General features: G+C 70.1%; 20 protein-coding genes and 2 pseudogenes. 16 read left to right on the plus strand and 6 right to left on the minus strand.

The window, feature by feature from the left end:
• Positions 1–133: 133 nt before the first annotated feature.
• The 5 genes and pseudogenes from AB0O82_RS24500 (at position 134) to AB0O82_RS24520 (ending at position 7911) form a co-directional block, all read left to right on the plus strand.
• Positions 134–568, plus strand: a complete 435-nt coding sequence (locus AB0O82_RS24500) for an SMI1/KNR4 family protein (protein WP_363586086.1) — start codon at positions 134–136, stop codon at positions 566–568.
• A 54-nt stretch (positions 569–622) separates the two neighbouring features.
• Positions 623–973: a transcriptional regulator gene (locus tag AB0O82_RS24505; RefSeq protein ID WP_363586087.1), complete on the plus strand. Its 351-nt coding sequence runs from the start codon at positions 623–625 to the stop codon at positions 971–973.
• Positions 970–1611 (plus strand): annotated as a pseudogene (locus AB0O82_RS24510) (nucleotidyl transferase AbiEii/AbiGii toxin family protein); the annotation flags it as partial. The gene AB0O82_RS24505 and the pseudogene AB0O82_RS24510, both read left to right, overlap by 4 nt.
• 1376 nt (positions 1612–2987) lie before the next feature.
• Positions 2988–7553 carry an RICIN domain-containing protein gene (locus AB0O82_RS24515; protein WP_363586088.1) on the plus strand — a complete coding sequence of 1522 codons (4566 nt, stop codon included), beginning with the start codon at positions 2988–2990 and terminating at the stop codon, positions 7551–7553.
• Positions 7537–7911, plus strand: coding sequence for a hypothetical protein (locus tag AB0O82_RS24520; protein ID WP_363586089.1), 375 nt, complete (start codon positions 7537–7539; stop codon positions 7909–7911). The genes AB0O82_RS24515 and AB0O82_RS24520 overlap by 17 nt, the downstream gene beginning before the upstream one ends.
• 105 nt (positions 7912–8016) lie before the next feature.
• Here the strand turns inward: AB0O82_RS24520 and AB0O82_RS24525 are convergent.
• Positions 8017–8205, minus strand: a pseudogene (locus AB0O82_RS24525) (IS30 family transposase); the annotation flags it as partial.
• A 16-nt stretch (positions 8206–8221) separates the two neighbouring features.
• On the opposite strand from AB0O82_RS24525, the gene AB0O82_RS24530 reads away from it, so the two are divergent.
• Positions 8222–8803 (plus strand): hypothetical protein, encoded by a 582-nt coding sequence (locus AB0O82_RS24530; RefSeq protein WP_363586090.1) that lies wholly within the window; start codon positions 8222–8224, stop codon positions 8801–8803.
• Complete coding sequence (locus tag AB0O82_RS24535; protein ID WP_363586091.1) at positions 8800–9048, plus strand: DUF5302 domain-containing protein; 249 nt, start codon at positions 8800–8802, stop codon at positions 9046–9048. Before AB0O82_RS24530 ends, AB0O82_RS24535 begins: the two co-directional genes overlap by 4 nt.
• A gap of 954 nt (positions 9049–10002) precedes the next feature.
• Here the strand turns inward: AB0O82_RS24535 and AB0O82_RS24540 are convergent.
• From AB0O82_RS24540 to AB0O82_RS24555, 4 genes are all read right to left on the minus strand, one after another.
• Positions 10003–10656, minus strand: a complete 654-nt coding sequence (locus AB0O82_RS24540; protein WP_363586092.1) for an SGNH/GDSL hydrolase family protein — start codon at positions 10654–10656, stop codon at positions 10003–10005.
• A gap of 115 nt (positions 10657–10771) precedes the next feature.
• Positions 10772–11545: an ABC transporter substrate-binding protein gene (locus AB0O82_RS24545; protein WP_363586093.1), complete on the minus strand. Its 774-nt coding sequence runs from the start codon at positions 11543–11545 to the stop codon at positions 10772–10774.
• Positions 11546–11906: 361 nt separating this feature from the next.
• On the minus strand, positions 11907–12266 hold the full coding sequence (locus AB0O82_RS24550) for a hypothetical protein (protein ID WP_363586094.1): 360 nt from the start codon (positions 12264–12266) through the stop codon (positions 11907–11909).
• Entirely contained in the window at positions 12214–12957 is a 744-nt protein-coding gene (locus tag AB0O82_RS24555) for a metallophosphoesterase (protein ID WP_363586096.1), read from the minus strand. Before AB0O82_RS24555 ends, AB0O82_RS24550 begins: the two co-directional genes overlap by 53 nt.
• Before the next feature lie 620 nt (positions 12958–13577).
• On the opposite strand from AB0O82_RS24555, the gene AB0O82_RS24560 reads away from it, so the two are divergent.
• Positions 13578–13820, plus strand: coding sequence for a hypothetical protein (locus AB0O82_RS24560; RefSeq protein WP_363586097.1), 243 nt, complete (start codon positions 13578–13580; stop codon positions 13818–13820).
• Positions 13821–14005: 185 nt separating this feature from the next.
• On the opposite strand, the gene AB0O82_RS24565 is transcribed toward AB0O82_RS24560, so the two are convergent.
• Positions 14006–14173, minus strand: a complete 168-nt coding sequence (locus AB0O82_RS24565) for a hypothetical protein (protein ID WP_363586098.1) — start codon at positions 14171–14173, stop codon at positions 14006–14008.
• 257 nt (positions 14174–14430) lie between these two features.
• Here AB0O82_RS24565 and AB0O82_RS24570 point away from each other — a divergent pair, with 257 nt between their 5' ends.
• From AB0O82_RS24570 to AB0O82_RS24605, 8 genes are all read left to right on the plus strand, one after another.
• Complete coding sequence (locus AB0O82_RS24570) at positions 14431–15078, plus strand: hypothetical protein (protein WP_363586099.1); 648 nt, start codon at positions 14431–14433, stop codon at positions 15076–15078.
• Positions 15079–15371: 293 nt separating this feature from the next.
• Complete coding sequence (rho, locus tag AB0O82_RS24575) at positions 15372–16700, plus strand: transcription termination factor Rho (protein WP_363586112.1); 1329 nt, start codon at positions 15372–15374, stop codon at positions 16698–16700.
• A 102-nt stretch (positions 16701–16802) separates the two neighbouring features.
• Positions 16803–17252, plus strand: a complete 450-nt coding sequence (locus tag AB0O82_RS24580; protein ID WP_363586100.1) for a hypothetical protein — start codon at positions 16803–16805, stop codon at positions 17250–17252.
• Positions 17253–17287: 35 nt separating this feature from the next.
• A complete protein-coding gene (locus AB0O82_RS24585) occupies positions 17288–17524 on the plus strand; it encodes a hypothetical protein (protein WP_363586101.1) in 237 nt (78 codons plus the stop codon).
• A 317-nt stretch (positions 17525–17841) separates the two neighbouring features.
• Positions 17842–18888, plus strand: a complete 1047-nt coding sequence (locus AB0O82_RS24590; RefSeq protein ID WP_363586102.1) for an ISAs1 family transposase — start codon at positions 17842–17844, stop codon at positions 18886–18888.
• Between the two features lie 124 nt (positions 18889–19012).
• On the plus strand, positions 19013–19321 hold the full coding sequence (locus AB0O82_RS24595) for a hypothetical protein (protein ID WP_363586104.1): 309 nt from the start codon (positions 19013–19015) through the stop codon (positions 19319–19321).
• Positions 19322–19881: 560 nt separating this feature from the next.
• Positions 19882–20217, plus strand: coding sequence for a hypothetical protein (locus tag AB0O82_RS24600; protein ID WP_363586105.1), 336 nt, complete (start codon positions 19882–19884; stop codon positions 20215–20217).
• 205 nt (positions 20218–20422) lie between these two features.
• Positions 20423–20875, plus strand: coding sequence for a hypothetical protein (locus AB0O82_RS24605; RefSeq protein WP_363586106.1), 453 nt, complete (start codon positions 20423–20425; stop codon positions 20873–20875).
• Positions 20876–21156: the final 281 nt, after the last annotated feature.

Raw genomic sequence — 21156 nt, forward strand, 5'->3', positions numbered from 1 at the left:
CTCGAAGCGGTCGCGAATCTATCCAAGGTTGTCGTTCCGGTGACGAGCCAGGGGTGGCGTCCCACACCGGGTTGTCGCTGAGCGCGGTTCGTCCCGCGTGAGCTTGTCGTCCGGGATAGCTACGCTTCCGGTCATGTGGAGACAAGTCGCCCGTGACGTGTTCCCCGACGCCGATTTCAGGGATCCCACCGACGAGGCAGTCCTCGCCGAGGCGGAGCGGAAGCTCGGGGAGGAGCTGCCGGCCGGGCTAAAGCAGTTGTTGCTGGAGAGCAACGGGATCGTCGGGCAGACCGGCGTGGACACCGTCTGGAGCATCGAGCAGATCGTCGAGCAGAACATCTACTTCCGGTCGGACGGCTCCTTCGCCCAGCTGTACATGCCGTTCGACGCTCTTCTGTTCTTCGGGGACAACGGTGGCGGCGACCAGTTCGCCTTCGTGCGGACGCCACGGAGGCCGGACGTCTTCGTCTGGGAGCACGAGACCGACAGCCGCCGTTGGGCGGCCCGTGACCTGCGGGACTACCTTGGACGCTCACTCGCCGAGGGTGGAGACGCCTGGTATCAGTAGTCCCATGCCCGGGTGCCCGCAGACCGGCCGGGAAGGAGGGGGAAAATCGTCTGCATGACGCCGCTTGCTTCCGCCGACAGCCGTTCCGGGCAACCGGCCGCCCGCCTTCCGCGCTCCCTCGGGGAACTGGAAGGGCCGACGGCCGGCCGGGTGGAGCTTCCGCTGCACCTCGCATGGTCGGGCCTTCGCACCTTCGACCTGGAACAGCCGCGGCAGCGAATGGGCCTGTACCGGATCGTGCTGAACGAGGGCATGCGAGAGGACCTTCCACAGCTCCTGGACGCCGGCCTCCTCGTGGCACAGCGGCCGGTGCTGAGGACACTGGTCGGCCCCGCCGTCCACACGGTGTGGGAGACCGCCTTCACCGAGCTCGCGATCGCAGCCCGCCCCGCCGCCGCGGCGTGAGACTGACCCCGCTCCACCGGCGCCTGCTGGCCGACGTCCTCGCCGTCGGCGCCCCCTACCAGCTTGTGCTGACCGACGGCTACGCCGTCCAGGCCCACGGACTGGCCGACCGGCTCAGCCAGGACCTGGACGTCGCGACCGAGCACCCGGCCGCGATGAAAGAGATCGCCGAAGCACTCACCGCAGGCCTGACCGAGCGGGGATGGCAGGTCCACGAGGTCGAGGTCGTCCCCCTGTCGGGCCGCCTGGTCGTCACCGACCCCGAGACCGGCGAGAGCTGCGAGGTCGACGTCCTCAAGGAACACCTCTGGAAGCCCGCCGTCCAACTGGAGTTCGGCCCCGTCCTGCGCGTCGACGACGTCGTCGGCACCAAGATGCGCGCCCTCGCCGACCGCGGCTACGCCCGTGACCTGATCGACGTCCAGGCCGCCGCCCGCTGGTTCAGCCACCGCGATCTGGAAGACCTCGGACGCTGCCACGCCCGCGATACCTTCGACCTGACCGAGCTGCGTGACCGCCTGGCCGGCGCGGACTGGATCGACGACGCCGAGTTCGCCGCGTACGGCCTCGACGGCGACGCGATCGCCGGCCTGCGGACGTGGGCGCAGGAGTGGGTTGGTGACCTGGACCGGCGCCTGGCCGCTGAAGGGGACTACGAGGACGGCCGACAAGGCCGCTTCCCTGGGTGCGGCCCCGGACGGCTACGGTGCCCGGGGCCTCCTCACGTCGGGGCCGGTGTTCACTCGAGGCCAGGCCGCTACGTCAGGTGGTCGCTCCAGCCGGGGTGGCCCTTGACGCACCGACCCGAATCAGCAGCCGCCGGGCGTCGGCGTGCCGGAGGTGCCTCCGGTGGTGTAGGTGTGCCTGTCGCCCGGGCCCGACACACCGCAGAATCCGTCGTTGCTGACTTGGGCCCAGGCCACGACGCTCCAGGTGTCCGGGTCGTGGCTGTGGATGTTGGCTCCGTAGGGAGCCTGGCCGCCGGCAGCCCCGGAGAAAAACCCCTACAGGCCGCCATCGCCGACTACGCCGACATGGCCCTCCAGACCCTGCTCGCCGCCGCCCACGGCGTCCACGACGGCCTGCCCGCCGACCAACTGGACGACGCCGTCACCCGCATGCGGACCGACACCGGCACCCGAATGGCCAAACTCCTCGCCCAGACACTGCGCCTGTGGTCCGAGCGCCCGGCGGACCTGCAGACGATCGCCGACATGGCCCACGTGCTGATCAGCGCACTCCTCGTCCTCACCGCCGACGGCGACCAGGAGAACGTGCTGCCGTTGCTCGCGCAACTGCGGGTCGGCGCGCTGGCCTCGGGAACCTGACACGGGAACGGTCGGCTCCGTTCAGCCGCACGGCCGCGCGCCGTCCGCTGTACGGCCCCGGTGCCGCGCTGTACGACAGTGTGATGACCACGGGGGGAGCGCAGACCGACTGGCGACAGGCCGAGGCCCCTCGCGCTCGAATCGGACGCAGTTGGTTAATCCGGGGGCCTGACTACTTCGCCCCGTCGAGCGGTTGCTCGGCGGGGCGAAGTGCTGCGAAGGGTCCCCGTTACGCATTGCAGCCGATCCCGCACCCTACCCGAGGTAGGTCCGCTGCCGCCGACGGATCATCCCGGATGTCCGGGACGGCAGTGGTCTACGTGGCTCGGTCGAGGAGGACCGCCGCTAGCGGGCCTGACCGCAGTGGCCCGTGCCCTCGCGGGGCACGGGCCACCACCTGGACATCAGTCCTGGAACTGCGGGCGGGCCTTCGTGGGTTGCGGCGCCGCAGGCCCCGGAGCCCCTGGATTCTCCGACGCACCCTCACACGCCCCGGCGCGCCGTCGTTCGGCCGTTTATGCCGCGTATATCTCCGCCTGGTTCGATGCCGGTCGGCGAACGGCGTCCCGCGGGAGCCGGTCCAGTTCCCGCGATGTGAGGACGGCATGTTCGAGCACCACAGCCCACCACGGCCGGTACGAAACCCGGTGAAACCACCGTTCCTCACTCGGCCTCGGGCATCGGGTGTGACGGGCGTACTGATCCTGGCCCTGCTCGCCACGCTGGTGCAGTTCCTCCCGGTGCTCACCTCGTCGGCGTCCGCCGCAGTGGCCGACCGCATCGTGGCGACCTGGAACATGCAGAAGGCGGAGAGGAACTGGCCGATCGCACTGAAGTACCTCCTGCCGGGGCGGGAGGCGGTGGCCCTCCAGGAGGTTTCGGACAGTGTGACGGGCGCCGGCGCCGACGGCTACCAATACATCCCGGTGAACCTCCAGGTGGATTGCGGGGCCTTCGACCGGGACGAGGGCGTCCGAGGGCAGGCTCCCAACGAGTACTGGGTGTGCAAGCACCGGTTCCAGGCCCTCGCCCCGGGTGCGCGTGACGCCTACGTCTACTTCCTCAACACCGGCAGTCAGAACACCCATCTCGCCTTCCTGGCCTACCAGGACCTGGACGTCCACGATCAGACCCAGGTCGACGTGATCGGCCGCCGCGGCAAGTTCGACAAGAGGGGCTCCTACCCGAAGCCCATGCTCGGGATCAAGATCGGCGACACCTGGCTCTACAGCGCCCATCCCCTCACCGGTGGCGGCAAGGACGCGGTCGACCTGCTCGACGCGCTCGACGCGGCGAAGCCGGGGCAGAAGTGGGCGGTCATGGGCGACTTCAACCGCACCCCCGGAAGTCTCGCCGGGGCGCTCGCCACACATCCCACGTGGCGTGTGATAGCGAGCGGCCAGGAGACCCGGCCGACGAGTCCAGTGGGGAAGCGCGAACTGGACTACATGGTCGCCAGTGACCCGACGGGCATAGCCCAGGACTACAGCGCCTTCCTTCAGGGCTACTTCAACCACGCCCAGTCCGACCACCTGCCCGTCGGGTTCCGGCTGGAACCGAATCCCCAGGACCGTCAGAACGGGCGGGACCACTGTCCGCAGGGCCTTCCGCCGCTCCCCCGCGTCGCGGCCGTACCGGCCGCCGCCACCACCGCGGCCGACACCACCACCGCGCAGACACCCGCGAGTGCCGACCCGTCGGCACCACAGCACGGCAGGACCTCGGTCCTCACCTCGGCCTCCGGCAACCTGGTCGCCGACGTGACGGGCGGTTCACCGGCCGCCGGCACGGGGGTGCGCGCGGCCGCACCCGCCTGTGCCCCGCAGCAGAACTGGGCGACCTGGCAGAAGTCCGACGACACCTGGGTGATCGAGACCGGACTGACCAACGGCACCACCGCCGCAGGGCAGGGCAGCGTGCTCGGCCTCCCCACGTACGGCGACCAGGTGGCGATCCGCCCGATCGAGAACGACGCCACCGGAAAGCCCGACGGCAGTCCGGGCCAGCGCTGGCGGTTCGCCCCGGCCGACGTGGACGGCTGGTACCAGATCACCGCCGCGTCCACCGGGGCCTGCCTCACCGCCTCGACGGACGGGGCCGGCCTGGCCACGAAGGACTGCGACGGGTCCGACCGGCAGCGGTGGCGGCTGTCCATGCCCTGCAACGGGCCCGGTCACGCCGTTCCGGGATTCCCGGACACTCCGTGGCCGACCGTGGCGGACCACCCCGAGCTGACCTGGCCGTCCCTGCCCGCGCATCCGGCCATCGCCTGGCCGTCCGTCCCCGGCTACCCGAACATCCCCATGCCCGGCCACCCCGATCTGCCGGAGATCCGCTGGCCCGGGTTCCCGACCGTGCCGAGCCTGCCGTGGCCGACGATCGGCGGCCACCCCGAGGCCACCTGGCCTTCCGTGCCGGGTTTCCCGACCGTCCCCTGGCCCACGATGCCCGGACACGCCGACGTCCCGTGGCCGGTGCTGCCACTGCCCGGCAACGGGAACGACGACGGCACCGCCCTGGTCCCCGGCCTCCCGGCGGTCACCGACCCGGCGATCCCGGACCACCCGGGCCTCGCCTGGCCGACCGTCCCCGGGTTCCCGCAGGTCAAGTGGCCCTCCGTCCCCGGCAATCCGACCGTTCCGTTCCCCGGCCACCCCGCCATGCCCACCGTCACGTGGCCGGGCGCGCCGTCGTTCCCGTCCGTCCCGTGGCCCCAGCTGCTGGACCAGCCCTCCTGGAGCTGGCCGTCGATCCCGGGCTTCCCGACGATCCCGTGGCCGTCGCTGCCCGGTCTGCCGAACGTGCCGTGGCCGACCACCTCGGGCTTCCCGAACGACCCCGCCGCGTCCGCCAATCCGCCCAAGGCCCCGGAACAGCCGAACAAGTGCGAGCCGGCGGACACCAACCAACCGGCCGCCGACGACGACGCCCCGCCCGGCCCCGGCGATCCCAACCCCGGTGGCGGTGGCACACCCGGCGGCGGCCCGTCCGTGCCCGCGCTCCCCGCCATCGGCCTGCCCGGCTTCCCGCCGCTGCCCAGCCTGCCCTCCTGGGGAGGCACCCCCGGCGGGCCGAGCTGGCCCAGCGGACCCGGCGGCGGTACGCGGCCGGAGCCGACCCAGGGGATCAGCATCGTCTCCGCCGCCGACGCCCAACTGGTGCCGGACGTACGCGGCGGCGTGCCCGCCGTGGGCACGCCCGTCCAGGCGTGGCAACCCAACTCGACCGACTCCCAGCGCTGGGCGTTCTGGGACCGGGGCAACGGCAACTGGCTGATCGAGTCCCGGCTCACCTACGGCGGCAACCGCCCGGAGGAGCGGCTGGTCCTCGGGCAGGACACCGCCTCCCACCGCACCGAGCTCCAGGCGGTGGCGGCGGACCGGACGAACCAGCTCTGGAAGTTCGCCGACGCCGGGAACGGCTGGTCGACGATCACCAACGGTGACGGCGGCGGCTGCCTGACCCTGTCCGCGTCCGGCCAGCCGCTGACGGTCGGCACCTGCGACGGCTCCGACCGCCAGAAGTTCCGCCTGACCGGCCCCACCGGCAGTGACGGCGGCGGTGACGCCGGCTCGGTGCCCGTCTACTCGGCGTTCCCGGGCAAGTGCCTGGACGTCACCGGAGGCAACACGGCCGACAAGACCCCGATCGACCTGTACGACTGCAACAACACCCGCTCCCAGCGCTGGACGCCGTCCGCGAGCAGCGGCGTCTTCACCCTGAAGGCGTTCGACAAGTGCCTGGACGTGGCCGGGGGCCTCACCAACCGCGGCACCCGGGTCGGCCTGTACACCTGCAACGGCACCCCTGCCCAGAACTGGCAGCAGGGCGACAACAGTTCACTCGTCAACCCCGCCTCGGGCAGGTGCCTGGACGTCACCGACGGCAACTCCGCGAACGGCACCGCCCTGCAGATCTGGGACTGCAACGCGACCGACTCGCAGCGCTGGGGCCTGGGCAGCGTCCCGCCCCGCGCGCCCCAGCAGCCGGCGCCGAAGCCGGGCACCGGCCCGGTGGTCAACCCCGGCGTCGGAGCCGGGCAGGTCTCCACCCTCGTCTCCGGGAACAACGGGATGGTGGCGGACCTGGACGGTGCGAGCACCAACTCCGGTACGTCGATCAAGGCGCTCGGCGCGAACGGCAACGACGCGCAACGCTGGGCGTTCTGGGCCACCGCGAACGGGCGGTGGATCATCGAGACCCTCCTGACGGACGGGAAGACGGCGGCTGGTCAGGGCATGGTCATGGACCACGACCCAGGCAACCACCGCACTCACCTGATCCGCAGCATGGACGGCAACGCCAACCAGCACTGGGCGTTCCGGGACGCGGGAGGCGGCTGGTTCTGGATCACCAGCGACACCGACAACAACTGCCTCACCGCCAACAACCCCGGCGAAGCCCTCGCCATCAGCCCCTGCGACGGCAGCGACCGCCAGAAGTGGCGCCTCGACAACGTGGCCCAGGGGCCGTCCGCTCCCCAGCCGCAGCCGCAGCCGCAGCCGCAGCCGCAGCCCGGCGGCGGATCCTCCGGCGGGTCGCCCGGCGGTCCGGTGGTCGGTCCGAACATCGGCAGCAGCCAGGTCGCCACGCTCCGGTCGAACAACAACGGGCTGGTCGCCGACCTCGACGGCGCCAACACCGCCTCCGGCACCTCCATCAAGGCACTGGGCGGCAACGGCAACGCCGCCCAGCGGTGGGCGTTCTGGGACGCGGGCAACGGCCAGTGGATCGTCGAGACCCTCCTCACGGACGGCAAGGCCGCGCCGGGCCAGGGCATGGTGATGGACCACAACCCCGGCGTCCACCGCACCCACCTGACGCAGAACCAGCAGGGGAACGCCAACCAGCGCTGGTCCTTCCGCGACGCGGGCAACGGCTGGTACTGGATCGTCAGCGCCACCGACGGTGGCTGCCTCACCGCCAACAACGCCGGTGAGCAGCTCGGGGTGTGGCGGTGCGACGGCTCCGACAAGCAGCGCTGGCGCCTGGACAACGTCCAGAACGGCCCGACCCCCGGTGGCGGCGGCTCCGGAGGAGGCGGCGGCAACACCGGTGGCGGAGGCGGTGGCGGAGGCGGCAACACCGGTGGTGGTGGCCAGCCGTCCTCCGACTGCGCCCTCCAGCCCCCCCGGCGCGGAGCGCCAGGGCTCCTGGATGTGGAGGAACTTCACCATCTGCCGCGGCCAGACCTTCGAGGCCACCGGGAACCCGGACCAGTGGACCGTCCTGAAGATGGAGGACAACGGTGAACTGGCGCTCTGGTACACGGAGGTCAACGAACTCGGGCAGGAGCGCCGGGTGAAGGAGTGGAGCGCTCCGGGCAGCGCCGGCTGCGGCACCCGGGCGACCATGCAGACGGACGGCAACTTCGTCTACGGCGTCGGCAACCAGGCCTGCTGGTCCTCCGGCACCGCCGGCTACACCAACGCCTGGCTGGAGATCAACCAGTCGGGAACGCTCTCGATCTGGTGGACCGACCAGAACCTGGCCCAGATCGGACTGGGCGGGCTGCTCACCTGGATCGGCTTGATCCCGCACCTGGAGTGGAGGGCCGGCACCCAGCACAAGATCTCCGTTCCCAACTGCGGCAGGATCAAGTGCTTCTGACGCCGGTTCCTGACCGATCGCGCCGCTGACGGCGTCCGGCGACGTCGAAGGCCCGCCCCCATGCCTGGCGGTTCCTAACGGTCGTTGCAACACGTGGTCGGTTGTCTAGGCCGCGATGAGTTTAGCCAGACGCTCGGCTGGGGTTTCCCAGCCGAGCGTTTTGCGTGGGCGGCGGTTGAGCTGGTCGGCGACGGCGGCCAGCCGTTCGGGGGTGTGGACCGACAGGTCGGTGCCCTTCGGGAAGTACTGCCGCAGCAGGCCGTTCCTGTGACGCGAGGTCCACCGCCAGCTCGCCCCGCACACCGAGCCCATGCCCGGCACCCGCGACGCGTTCGCCCCGGTCGCCCATCGACCCCGCCACGAGTCAGCTGATCGTCCCCGACATCCGGCGCGGCCGAAGCCACAACCTGCGGCCGCCACCCAGACCGAGCGCCGCTTCGACCTCGTCGACCTCGATCCGTTCGCGTACACGACCCCCGCCAAGATCCGCGCGCTCGTCGACCACCTGGCCGGGATCGAGGATCAGCTGTGCCTCCTTCGCGCCCAGCCGGGGATGCTCACCTGCGGCGCCATGCCCGAGTACCTGTTCCGCCGCACCGGCGGCGTCATCGGCCTGCTACGGCGACTGATCGAGGACGGCTGCACCGAGGCGATGGCCCGCGGCCAGGAGCGGCTGACCACCGAGCTGCTGGACGGCGCCGTCATCCGACCCGAGCAACTCGGCGATCTCGACGCCCTGGCCGGTGAGGTCCCCGCCATCCCGACCGTCACTCGACCGCAGGTTCTGTCCGTACAGGATCGGTACCCACCCGCAGGTGGGGCGCTTGGGCATGACATGGTGTGCGTGAAGTCAACAACCGCCACCATCCCTCAAGGAAGAGGTTCTACATGAGCAGCGACGTGAAGTCATCTGAGAACCCGGAGAACACCGAGAGCCCGGAGGCCACGGAGGCTGCCGAGGCCCCCGCGCCAGCCACCCAGGACGACGTCAAGGCCCGGTTCCTCGCCGCTCTGGAGCGCAAGCACGGCGCCAAGTCCGATAGCGCGGCCGGCGGCCCGAGTGGCGACTCGAAGATCCACGGCGCTCACGGCGCGGTGGGCGGCAAGCGCAACTTCCGCCGCAAGAGCGGTGGTTGATGAGTCCGGTTCACGCCGGTGGCCGCCAGGCCTGGTCCTGACCGGGCGGCCGTAGCTGTACGCGACAGGCAAGGTCTTCGTTCGAGTGCGCCGAGTGCGGGGCCTTGCCTGCCGGGGATCGGCAGGGCACGTGGAGAAGGCGGCGCCGGGTGCCGGCCCCGGAGGCCGTCCCGCCGAGCACCGCTGCCCTCCTCTACAGCGCCGCCATCCTGGTGACGGGCACGTCCCTGTGTCTCGCCGCCCTGGTCCCGGCCACCGCACCCGCCGCCCTCGCCCTGCTGCTCCGCGCCGCCCGACACCTGGGGCCCGGGCACGACGCACTCGAGCGTCTGGACAGCGTGACCGTGCTGTTCCTGCTCGGCGCTCGGCCAGTACGAGCGGTTCCTGCGCCAGCCCGGCCGCTGGCTCTACGTGCCGTTGGCGGATTGCCCGTGCCACGATGTGCTTGGGGGCCGGGACAATGTGCAAGCCATGCTCGATGCACTGCCGTCGGCTGCACGCCGTGAACTGAGCCAGATCGTGGCCAGGCTCGACGCAGAGTTCGAGCGTCGCACCTTGCCGGATCCGTATGCGTCCCGATGGTTGACCAGCCCTTGGTGGGACTTGCCGAGCTGCCCCTGGTGGCACCGGCGGTTGACCAAGCCGTAGGCGATTCCGCGAGGCATCGGCCGCTCCCCGCCGCGGGCGGAAGGCCTTCAGCGGCGGGGATGGACGCACGAGAGCAGACTCGCTTGGCGGGGTTCATGGAAGTGACTACTCCGGTGCCGATCACGGTCAACCGACCCAATGTGGCTGGTCAACGCGACACTATGTCGGGTTGACCAGCCGTATTGCTGCTTGGGAACGCTTCCAGCCCTCCGAGCATGCGAGAGGCCGGAAGCGTCGTTGCTAGTCAGGCGGGGTTCGTGGGGCGGGCCAGAGGGAGGGGCGGGTGGCGCCGGCAGGTGTGGGTGTTCAGAGGTCGGCGCGCAGAGCGGGAAGATAGCCGTTTGCCTGGCCGGCGGCGTTGGGGTGGTACGAGCCGGAATTGAGAATGAGGCCGTTGAGGAACGGAGCCGCGTCGCAGAGCTCGTGGCCGGCGAACGGGGTGGCCACGTCCTGGTAGACGAATCCGGCGCACTTGGCGACCTCGCCCTCGATGACGCTGTTGAGCGTGTCGGCCCCTCGGTTGAGCGCGGCACGCTTGGTGGCGCCCATACCGGCGCAGAGGCTGGGGCTGGCCGGGTTGAAGAACCGCGGGTAGCCGGTGACCACGACACGGGCACCGGACGCACGCTCCCGTACCGCGCTGTACACGGCGTCGAGGCGGGCCGGCAGCTGAGTGCGGGCGGTCTGTTCGGCCGTGTCGACGGCGCCGACGCAGGTGTTGTCGCCGCCGAACTGGCAGCTCCGCATGACGTCCTTGAAGTCGACGTCGTTGCCGCCGACGGTCAAGCTGACCAGGGTGGTGGTCGGGCTGAGCGGGGCGAGCTGGGTGGCCGGGACGTCGGTGGTGACGGCTCCGCCGCACGCCTGGAAGCTGAATGAGGCCGGTGCCGTCTGCTGGGCGAACAGGGAGGGGTAGGCGGCCGCGCTGCAGTGGCAGGTGTCGTCGAGATAGCTGTCCACGACGAACCGGTGCCCGCGGCGTAGGAGTCGCCAGGATGGTGGAGGTGGAGCTGGGGCCGGTGGCGACGCGCAGTCCGTCTGCGGGGGCCTGCTTGAGCTGGGCGGGCGTCTCGGCTCAGATCAGGTCGGTGTGGCCGGAGCGCAGCGACTGGTAGCGGCTGTCGGCGTCGGGCAGCACCCGGTAGACGAGCCTGTCGGCGTGGCCCTTGTCGCCCCAGTAGGAGGGGTTGCGGGCGACGGTCACCGAGACGCCCGGCTGGACGCTCTCCACGGTGGACGGGCCGGAGCCGACTGCGGGTGCGTCGCCGGCTGGGGCCTGGAAGACGTAGCCGAGGGAGCGGGTGAACAGGTTGGGGAAGGCCGCGTTCGGAGTCTTGAGGGTGAAGACGACGCTGGTCGGGCTGTTCACTGTCATGCCGCCGATGGTGGCGGCGTCGGTGGCGCAGGAGCACTTGCTCTCCGGCTTGGCCAGCCGGTTGACGTGGTCGGCCACGGCCTGGGCGTCCAGCGGCTTGCCGTCGCTGAACTTCACGCCTTCGCGCAGCTCCAGGGTCCAGGCAGTGGCGTCCGCGTTGGAGGTGAAGGCCTTGGCCAGATACGGCTTCACGGCGCCGTTGTCGCCGGTGACCATCAGCGGGTCGTACAGCGCGTTGGCGAGGACCAGCACGGGGAGCGAGGTCAGTGTGCCGTCGGCCGGGTCGAGCTTGGCGAACGGGTGGTCCAGGTCGACTCTGAGTGTGCCGCCGTCGGTCGCCGGGCCGTCGGCGGCCGGGGCGGCCTGGGCGGAGCCGTCGGACACCGGGTCGTCGGAGGCCGAGCAGGCGCCGGCGGTGAGTGCGAGGGGGACGGTGCAGATGGCCGCTGTCAGAACGTGCTTGTGCCGTTTCATGGTTCCTCGGTCTCCTCGGAGGCGTGCCCGTTCGGCTGCCGTCGCGACCAACCATAGAAAAGTGGCGTCGCTCCACGGCATCGAGACTTGCAAGGCGCAGATCCGGCCCCGCCCCCGGCTTGGACCGGCACCCCGGGCGGTCGGCACGGGGTGCCGGCCGTCCCGGGGCGGGCTCTGCTGGCGAGGCAGGCCCTATCTCAGGCCGTAGTCGTAGCCGCCGGGGAAGGCGACCTGTCCGACGCGCCGCGCGGAGACGGGGTGGACAGGAGATGCCGGCCGGGGCGGGCCCGCAGCCAAAGGCCTCGACCAGGGAGCGCGTGATGCGGAGGTGCGGCCTACCGCGGTTCGGTGCTGTACGGGCTTACGGCCGGCGCATCGGGCGCGGTTCGCCGAAGCGTTCCTCGAACTCGGCGTCGCTCAGGGCCTGGAGCTCCTCTCCGGTGATCCGGCCCGCCAGCAGGTCGGCGAGGAAGACGGGGAGCGGCGCGGCACGCATGGTGTCGGTGATCCCGCCGGACACGGTGTGGACCTCGCTGTCGACGCGACCGTCGGGATGCAGGGTGTAGGTGCGGTAGCCGGGGCCCTGGAAGGTCCGGTTCAGGTGGTCGATGCTGAAGAAGGTCGACGGGCACACGTACACGGGGCGCCCCTCGAACTCGCCGGACAGGTCACCGTGCAGGTGGCCGGCGCCGATCGCGCGAATCTTGGGGAAGTCGCTCATCAGTGCGGTGAGTTCGCGGTAGCTCTGGACGTCCGGGGCGGTCTGGAGCAGCGGCGGCTGGTGCAGCCACACGAAGACGTGTTCCGCCCGGGTGGTGGCCAGGATCGCGCGGGCGCGTTCCTCCTCGACCGGGGTGAGGCCGGGCTGGGCGGGCCGCGTGCACCCGGTCGTCGCGGTCGCGGTAGGTGCCGTCGGCGGCGGCCTCGCGGCCGTGCGCGTTGGTGTCGAGGAACAACATCAGCCAGTTCCCGAGCCGGACAGCGGGCTCCACGTGGACGTTGGGGCGGGGCAGGCAGGCCTGCAGTGTGTCCTGCCGGTCGTGGTTGCCGGCGAGGCAGTAGACCGGGGTGGGGAGTGCGTCCAGGACCTCGCCCATCCGTTCGTACACGACCGGCTCGCCGATGTCCGTCAGGTCTCCGGTGGCGACCACCAGCGCGGCGTCCGCGATCGCCTGCTTCGCGTCCGCGAGGACGGCGGCGAGCCCGTCGTCGGGTTCGTGACCGACGAAGCTCCGGGCCCCCGGAGCGTCCCGGAGGTGCAGGTCGGATATCTGGACGATGCCGATGGTTCCGGTGTTCGGAGCGGCCGGGTTCGTGTGTCGCTTCATGCGCCCTCGCTTGGTGAGGAAAGACCACAGGTTCGTCGACGGACGCTCCCAAGGTAGAGAAGTGGCACGACTGCCAAATGGCATTCATGCAAATCTCTACCGGCCGCTGGCTTGCGATGCGGGGCCACGAAATCACTTTGACGACACTGCCTAGCCGCGATGATCACGCCTTTCGCCGGAGGAGATGCGTGCGAAGCACGGACCCGCCTGACTGTCGCTGTCCGGCACGGGCAGTTCCCCGCCTGGCAAACTCACACCAATCCCACACCGATTGCCCAACGGGAAACGATCTTCGGCCGGACGGGAACCGAAGCGGATACGCTTGCAGCCACTGCAGGTCAGCGGATTCTGTCGGTCGGCCATCACACCGCGTACGACACCTCGACGGGAAGCGTCGTACGCTGACCCGTCTCAGCGAAGTTTGACTGAGCGGTGGTTGTCTCGCCGAAGTTTGACCGCCCGGTCCAGTGTCCGACGATGCCCAGGGTGTTGAGGTGCCGGAAGTCGGCCCGGTGGCCAAGACGACGGTATCGCCCTGGCTTCACCTGTCCTGACCAGTGGCGGAACTGAAACGCGGTAGGCGGCAGTTGTCCACGTCGGCACGCACACTTGACGCTCCGTGCGGAGTGATCACACACGGGGGAGCGCCCGGCAGGCTGTGAGGCGGTCTGCCGGGCGGGGCTCCCCAGGGGATGGAGATGCAGATGACAGGTAGTCAGGTAGCGCACGGCGCGGTGTTCGGCCTGCTGGCGGACGGTGAGCCACCGGCCCCGGGGGAGAACCCCGGTGGGGAAGGGCTGGCGGGGTTGATCGTCGCGGTCCTGGAGCGGGTGGGCTGGACCGCTGGCATGGGAGTGCTGGGAGTGCTGGCCGTCCTCGCCGGGGGCGCGTGGATGTGGGGCCGGGCGCCGAAGGCCACCGGCGAGGAGAGGCACCGGGTCCGATAGGGCGGCGTCGTCCTCGCCAGGCCGAGATCCTGCGGGCGGCGGCCCGGGACCACCGCTCTCCTCGCGCCGCTTCCCGGCTCTGACTGACCTGCACTGCAGGCCTTCCTACCCTCGGCCACTGGTGATCTCCGAGCGGCACCTGGACAATGGTATGCACCAGGCCCTCCTCCGGGACAGGATGCCGGTCAGCAGCGATCGGCGGGAAACCTGGCCGTGATCGGCCCGCCGGCCCGTCGGCGCTCCAGCCATACCGGCCGTCCCTTGAGTCCGACGATGGCTGGTGTGACGTACAGGAGCCCCGCCTCTTCGCCGGGTTCGGCAGTGTTGTAGGCCGCGGCGACGATCAGGCGCAACACGCTGACGACAGCGCCGTTGGCGTCGGTTCCGCAGCCGCGCGGGTCGAGATGGGCGGCCAGGTCGAGCAGAGCTCCGAGCAGCGTGTCGGTGATCGAGGCGATGGGCGCGCCGTCCAGGGCGCGCGGCCAGGACCGTCGTGAAGGCCTGACGTAACGTCAGGAAGCCGAGTGTGGAAGCCCCGACAGATGAGATCCGCGATCGGAACGCGACCGCGATCCCACCGGACAATCGTCCCTTGGGTGAAGGAGGCGGCGTGCGCGGGACCGCGCCCTGGCCGACCGCCCTAACCGACCGCCCTAACCGGGTGCACGAGGCCAGTGCCCTGCGGAGCCTGTTCAACGTGCTGAAGAAGGAACGGCTCGTCTTCGCCAACCCGATGCGAGGGGTGACAACCGGCAAGAACCACGCCGCGGTGCCGATTCCGTTCTCCGATCAGGAAGTCGACGCCGTCGCCCTCGCTGCCCGGCAGGATCCCGCCCTGCGCGTGGTCGTCGCCCTCGCGGGCGTCCACGCACTGCCCGCCCGGCGCATCCGTGCGCTCCAACTGGACGAGGTCGACCTGGCCGGCCGCCGCCTCGACCCGGACGGATTCGACCGGCCGCTGGACGACTACACCGCCGAGGCGATCGCCGACTACCCGGCCTACCGTCGTCGCCGCTGGCCCAACAGCACCAACCCTCACCTGCGGATCCGCCTGGACAGCCAACGGTGCCAACAGCACGCCGCCTGGCTGCCCAGGCCGCGAGGTGCTAAAATGCGCGACAGCGATACTGGACGCCCACCCTCAGGGTGCGGGAACCAGGCGCCACCGCACACCGGAGCACCCCACCGTGGCAGGCCCGGACACCGGAAAACCACCGCCCTCCTCCTGCTCCGTGCCTGGCACGACGGCAACACCTGAGAGCGCCCTGCCCGGCAGTGTCCCGGCGAACCCTCACCGGCAGGCAACCGACTCCCACCCGCCGCGGCCATGCAGGGCCGTGAGAACGCTGCCGCGCCCACGCCCATGCCGAGCGCTGCAGCTGAACCATGTTCCCGCTCCCCGCTCCCCGCACCCGGCCGGCCGAGCCGCCCACCGCTGCGTGCCACTCACGCCGGGCCCGCCGGGCGCCGCCATACCCTTCGACACCACAGGAGTACCTCATCGTGACGACCACCACCGAACCGTCGACCACCAGGCCGCTGGACGGCCTGATGAAGACAGATCTCCACCAACTCGCCTGCGCCCTGGGCATTCCGCGCGCCGCCCGCCTACGTAAGGGCGAACTCGTTGAGGCGATCACCGCCAAGCGCTCCACCGGCCGGCCGCCGATGCCGACGGCCGGTCCCCGGCCCGCGGACGCCGAAAGCCGCGGCGGCCGGTCCGCACTGCCGTCGCCGCGAACGCGCAGCCGCTCCAACCGGCCGGCGCAGCCGGCCACCACCGTGGAAAGCGACCTCCTCCCAGTCGCCGGTGTGCTGGACATCCGCGAGGGGAGCGCCGTCCTGCGCGCCTCCGGCTACCTCCCCGGGTCCAGCGATGTTCACCTGCCCGCCGGCCAGGTGCGCGCACTGGGCCTGCGGCCCGGCGACGTCCTGACCGGCGCGACCCGCCCGCGTTCGGGCGGTGCCGCCCAGACGCCGCTGGCCCGCATCGACACGGTCAACGGCGACCCCATCGACAGGTCCCAATCCCGGCCCGCCTTCCATGAACTGACGCCGCTGTACCCGCAGGAGCAACTGTGTCTGGAGACCGACCAGCAGCAGCTGACCGGCCGCGTCATCGACCTGGTGGCCCCGATCGGGAAGGGCCAGCGCGGTCTGATCGTGGCGCCGCCGAAGGCCGGCAAGACGATCGTCCTCCAGACGGTCGCGGCGGCGATCGCCCGCAACCACCCCGAGGCGCACCTGATGGTCGTCCTGGTCGACGAGCGTCCGGAGGAGGTCACCGACATGCGGCGCGCGGTCAAGGGCGAGGTCATCGCTTCCACCTTCGACCGGCCCGCCCGTGAACACATCGCCGTCGCCGAACTCGCAGTCGAACGCGCCAAGCGCCTCGTCGAACTCGGCCACGACGTCGTTGTGCTGCTCGACTCCATCACCCGCCTCGCCCGTGCCTACAACGCCACCGCACCCGCTCACGGACGGACCCTCTCGGGCGGCCTCGACGCCTCGGCACTCCAGCACCCGAAGAGGCTCTTCGGCGCGGCACGAAACATCGAGAACGGCGGCTCGCTGACCATCCTGGCCACCGCCCTCGTCGACACCGGCTCCCGCATGGACGACCTGATCTTCGAGGAGTTCAAGAGCACCGGCAACATGGAGCTCCGCCTCGACCGCCGCCTCGCCGACAAGCGCCTCTTCCCGGCAGTCGACGTCAAGGCCTCCGGCACCCGCCGCGAGGAACTCCTTCTCGGCCCCGCCCGCACGCCCGCGGCGTGGGCCTTGCGCCGGGCCCTGGGCGGCCTCAACGGCCAGCAGGCCACGGAACTGCTCCTGGACCGGCTGAAGCGGACCGCCAGCAACGCCGAGCTCCTTCGCTGACCAGGGACGATCTCAACCTGGTGGACACCGCCCCTCAATCCCCTGAAGCTGCCCACCATAATCAGGAGGAACAAGGAAGGCACGAGCTGCAACAATCAGCATATGACCAACCAGGAAATCCTCTTCGACTGCCGAGGCCACGCGTATCGCAGCGTGCTTGAAGTCGTCCCGTACATCGACGGAACACCGCTCACCGACTTGATCGACCAGTTCGAGACGGACGCTGAGATGCAACCATCGGGAGACGCCTATGGGGGCCTTATCCCGCAGTTCTTCCAGTTCGGCTCGATGGAAGACCATTTCCATGGACGATCCAACGGAGCGACGGGGCCGAAGACTCCCGTGCTCGGCTGTGAATGCGGTGAGTGGGGATGCTGGCCGCTGATGGCCAGCATCACAGTGACTCCTGACCACGTGACCTGGGACTCCTTCGAACAACCTCACCGCAAGACACGCGACTATTCGGGGTCCGGCCCGTTTCAGTTCGACCGCCTTCAATACGCTGACGCCGTGCAGGTTCTGAGCGCAGCACTGGGCTCTGACGAGACGTGAGCAACCCATCTGCCCATCACGGGAAGGAAGAAGTCGTGTTTGACCACGTCATCGGGCTAGGCCCCGAGGAGGCCGCACGCTGGGCAGCGCTGGTCGAACAGTCCCGGCCAGTCCTTGAGAGTGACGGAATGGAGGCTGTCCAGACCCTCCTAGCCGAGCGCGGAATGAGCATCATCCAGGCGATTGCAATCACCCGGGCACTACTTGGGAATGCGGAGACACCGCTTCGAGTCGCCATCGACATCGTGGCCACGAGCAAGGCTCGGCAATAAGTTCAGAGAATCGGCAAGGACTCGACGATCTCGGTCAACTCGGTCCCGCACCAGGGCTTCGGTGTAGTTGACGGACGCCCGGTTTGTGGTGATCTGTTGGCTGGTGGGTGCCCTGAAGGCAGGACAGGCACGGCTTCCAAGATCATGGAGTTCTCGACGCCCCGTGACCTGTCTGGAAGACCGTGCCTGCCGACGCAGCATCTCCGATCCCGCCTGCCCTTGACCAGCTACGCGAGCAGTCCGACGCCGCTCCCGGGGAGGTCCCCTGCCTGCTGGAGCGACTGGCCCAGGTACCTGACCCACGCGATCCGCGCGGTGTGCGGTACACGCTGGCCGTCGTCCTCACCCTGACGGCATGCGCGGTATTGGCCGGGGCGACCTCGCTGCTGGCGGTCGGCGAGTGGATCACGGACGCGCCGCCGTACGTGCTGGAACACCTCGGCGTGCACCCCGACCCGCTGCTGCCCAGGCGGCTGGTCCCGGCCGAGGCGACGGTCCGCCGGCTGCTGACCCGCATCGACGGCGACGCCCTGGACCGGGCGGTAGGTGGCTGGCTCGCCGACCGCCGACCAACGAACTCCGGGCTGCGCGCACTGTCTGTGGACGGCAAGAGCCTGCGCGGCGCGGCCAGGGCCGACGGCCGGAAGATCCACCTGCTCGCTGCGGTGGAGCACACCAACGGCCTGGTCCTGGCCCAGCTCGACGTCGGCGAGAAGACCGGCGAGACCACCCGCTTCCAGCCGCTGCTGGACAGCGTCGCGGACCTCGCCGGAATGGTGGTCACCAGCGACGCACTGCACACCCAGCGCGAGCACGCCGCCTACCTCCTCGGCCGCCGGGCCCACTACATCGCGATCGTCAAGGACAACCAGAAGAAGTTGCGCAGACAGCTCAAATCCCTTCCCTGGAAGGACATTCCGCTCCAGGGACGCACCCGGGGAATCGGACACGGCCGTTCCGAGATCCGCCGGATTAAGGTCGCCACCGTCAACAACCTGCTCTTCCCCGGTGCCTGCCAGGCGGTCCAGGTCAAGCGCCGCCGCACCGACCGCAAAACCGGCAAGACCACCATCGCGACCATCTATGCGGTCACCAGCCTGACCGCCGAACAGGCCACTCCCGCCCAGCTCGCGCAACTGATCCGGGGCCACTGGAAGATTGAGGCCCTGCACCACGTCCGCGACACGACCTTCGCCGAGGACGCCTCCCAACTGCGAACCGGGAACGCTCCCCGCGCCATGGCGACCTGGCGCAACCTCGCTGTTGGAGCCCTGCGGCTGAGCGGCGTCAGGAACATTGCGGCCGGCCTCCGCCGCAACGCGCGCGACGCACGCCGGCCCCTCGCGCTCCTCGGCCTTGCGTGATCACAAAGCAGATGCCAAGCGACTGCGCCGAAGCTCTGGGCCAAACCCGGTGACACGCGTGTGCCGTACAGGGAGACTGGCGGCGACAGACATATACGAGCAGTCGAAGGCCGAAGGGCAAAGAGTGGCACTGGCGAAGAAGGGTTCCCGCCGGATTGTCGTCGACGGCGTCGAGTACCGCTGGCGAGTGAGCAGGAAACCGTGCTGCGACTACGACGGCATCACCTTGGGTTACATGGTGGAGGACGCGGCCTGTCCCGGAACGACGCTCGTCGTGGAGACCGGTCGGCCGGCCGTGCTCGAACCGAACATGGTGCCGGCTGAGGTCGTCCTACCGCGCGAAGTCGCCGCAGGTATTCGGGCCGCGCGGTCGAACGGCTGGACGCCCAGCTCCAACGGTTCGCCGTTCAAGCTGCACCTTTCCGCTGTCTGAACGGGCCGTACCGAAAGAGGCGCGGCAGCGCGGGCGGGCAACCGGTCTCCCACGGAATCCGAGCGTGGCGGGGCCTGGCCACGTGCTACGACGAGACCCACGACAGCTACATGGCGGGGCTCCAGCCGCGCGGATCGCGTGGGTCAGGTACCTGGGCCAGTCGCTCCAGCAGGCAGGGGACCTCCCCGGGAGCGGCGTCGGACTGCTCGCGTAGCTGGTCAAGGGCAGGCGGGATCGGGGATGCTGCGTCGGCAGGCACGGTCTTCCAGACAGGTCACGGGGCGTCGAGAACTCCATGATCTTGGAAGCCGTGCCTGTCCTGCCTTCAGGGCACCCACCAGCCAACAGATCACCACAAACCGGGCGTCCGTCAACTACGCCGAAGCCCTGGGCCGCTTGTCGTGTGCTGGGCGGGGAGGCTGGGTAGCGGTTTGGCCATGGGGAGTTGGATAGCGCCGGTGTTCGCGTTGGTGGGTGTGTGTCTGGGGGCCGTGGCGACGCATTTGGCGGAGCTGCGTCGGGCGCGGTGGGAGGAGCGTCGGTGGACGCGAGAGCTGAGGGTGCGTGTCTACGGCGAGTTCCTGACCGCGCTGGAGGAGGCCGCGCAGGCGTTGCTGAAGGTGTTGCGGGCCTTGCCCCCGGGCGAGCGGGGTGAGGCTGTGCAGGAGGCGTTCACCGCCCATGGTCTGGGGGCGGTGCGGCAGCGGCTTCATGTTGTGGCGCCGGCGGACGTAGTGCTCGCCGCGGACGCGGTGTTTCGAGAGTTGAGCCGGAGCCGCGACATGGCGGACGGGTTCGACGCCCTTGACATGGCCGCGTTGGACGAGGCGAAGGATCGTGCGGGTGACCTGAGGGACCGACTGCAGCAGTTGATGAGCGAGGACATTGGCAGGTAGAAGTCCAGGGTCGGCTGCTGGGTGGCTGTCAGGCCGCCTTGGTGGATGGCCTTCGTGGGGTTCAGCGGTCCGGCTGCCCTGTGTGTCAGTGGGGACGGGCAGGGTGTTGATCATGTTTAAGGGATGGTGGAATGTCCGGCCGGACGAGGAACGCGAGCAGTGGGTGCTGGAGCCGTTCACGGCTGTGGGACCGTTGCGTTTCGGTATGAGTGCTGACGAGGTGACGGACTCGATGAGTGGTGTCACCGCAGATGTCGAGCACCGCACGTGGACCGGCGGGCGGGGCGACAGCACTTGGAGGGTCAGTGAGGGTCTGTTCCGGGAGTTCGGGCCCCAGCTCTACTACCAGGACGAACGGCTGTCCGGCATCGTGGTCGACGCCCTGTGCGGCCCGCAGGTCACCGCGGAGGGGACCGCTCTCGTCGGGCGGGTGCCGTCCGTGCTGGAGCGGTGGATGCTGGAGCGCGCCGAGACGCGTCCGGACGACGAGCTCGCCTACATGAGCGCGGGTGTGCCCTGCTCGTACTCCCTCGGCTTGATGGTCAACGTCCAACGGGAGGGCGACCGTCTTCTTACCCGGCCGGTGTTCTTCCCCGCGGAGGCGCTCGACGACCTCCCCCACTGGTTCCCGCAGAGGGCTTGGGAGATCCACGACTGAGCGTCCCTGAACACAGCTGTACTGCACAGCTCTGACCGAGTGTGATGTGGCGGGGAGGGGCCTGGCTGCGCGTGTTGCGCCCGCTGCCCGGTCCGCCGGCCTCGGCTGCTCCCCGCCGTCCGCCGTCCGTGCCCGCTGCTGCGCCTGTGCCCTGTGTCCGTTGCCGGTGTGGCCTGCTGGCCCGTCGCCGGCGGGGCCGTGCCGGTGGGCTGGGTGGATCGATGGGCAGGGCATGGCCTGGGATGTGACGGAGTCGGGCTCGGGGCGGCATCGACGTCCGC

The sequence above is a fragment of the Kitasatospora sp. NPDC088264 genome (assembly GCF_040685715.1).
Taxonomy (GTDB): Bacteria; Actinomycetota; Actinomycetes; order Streptomycetales; family Streptomycetaceae; genus Kitasatospora.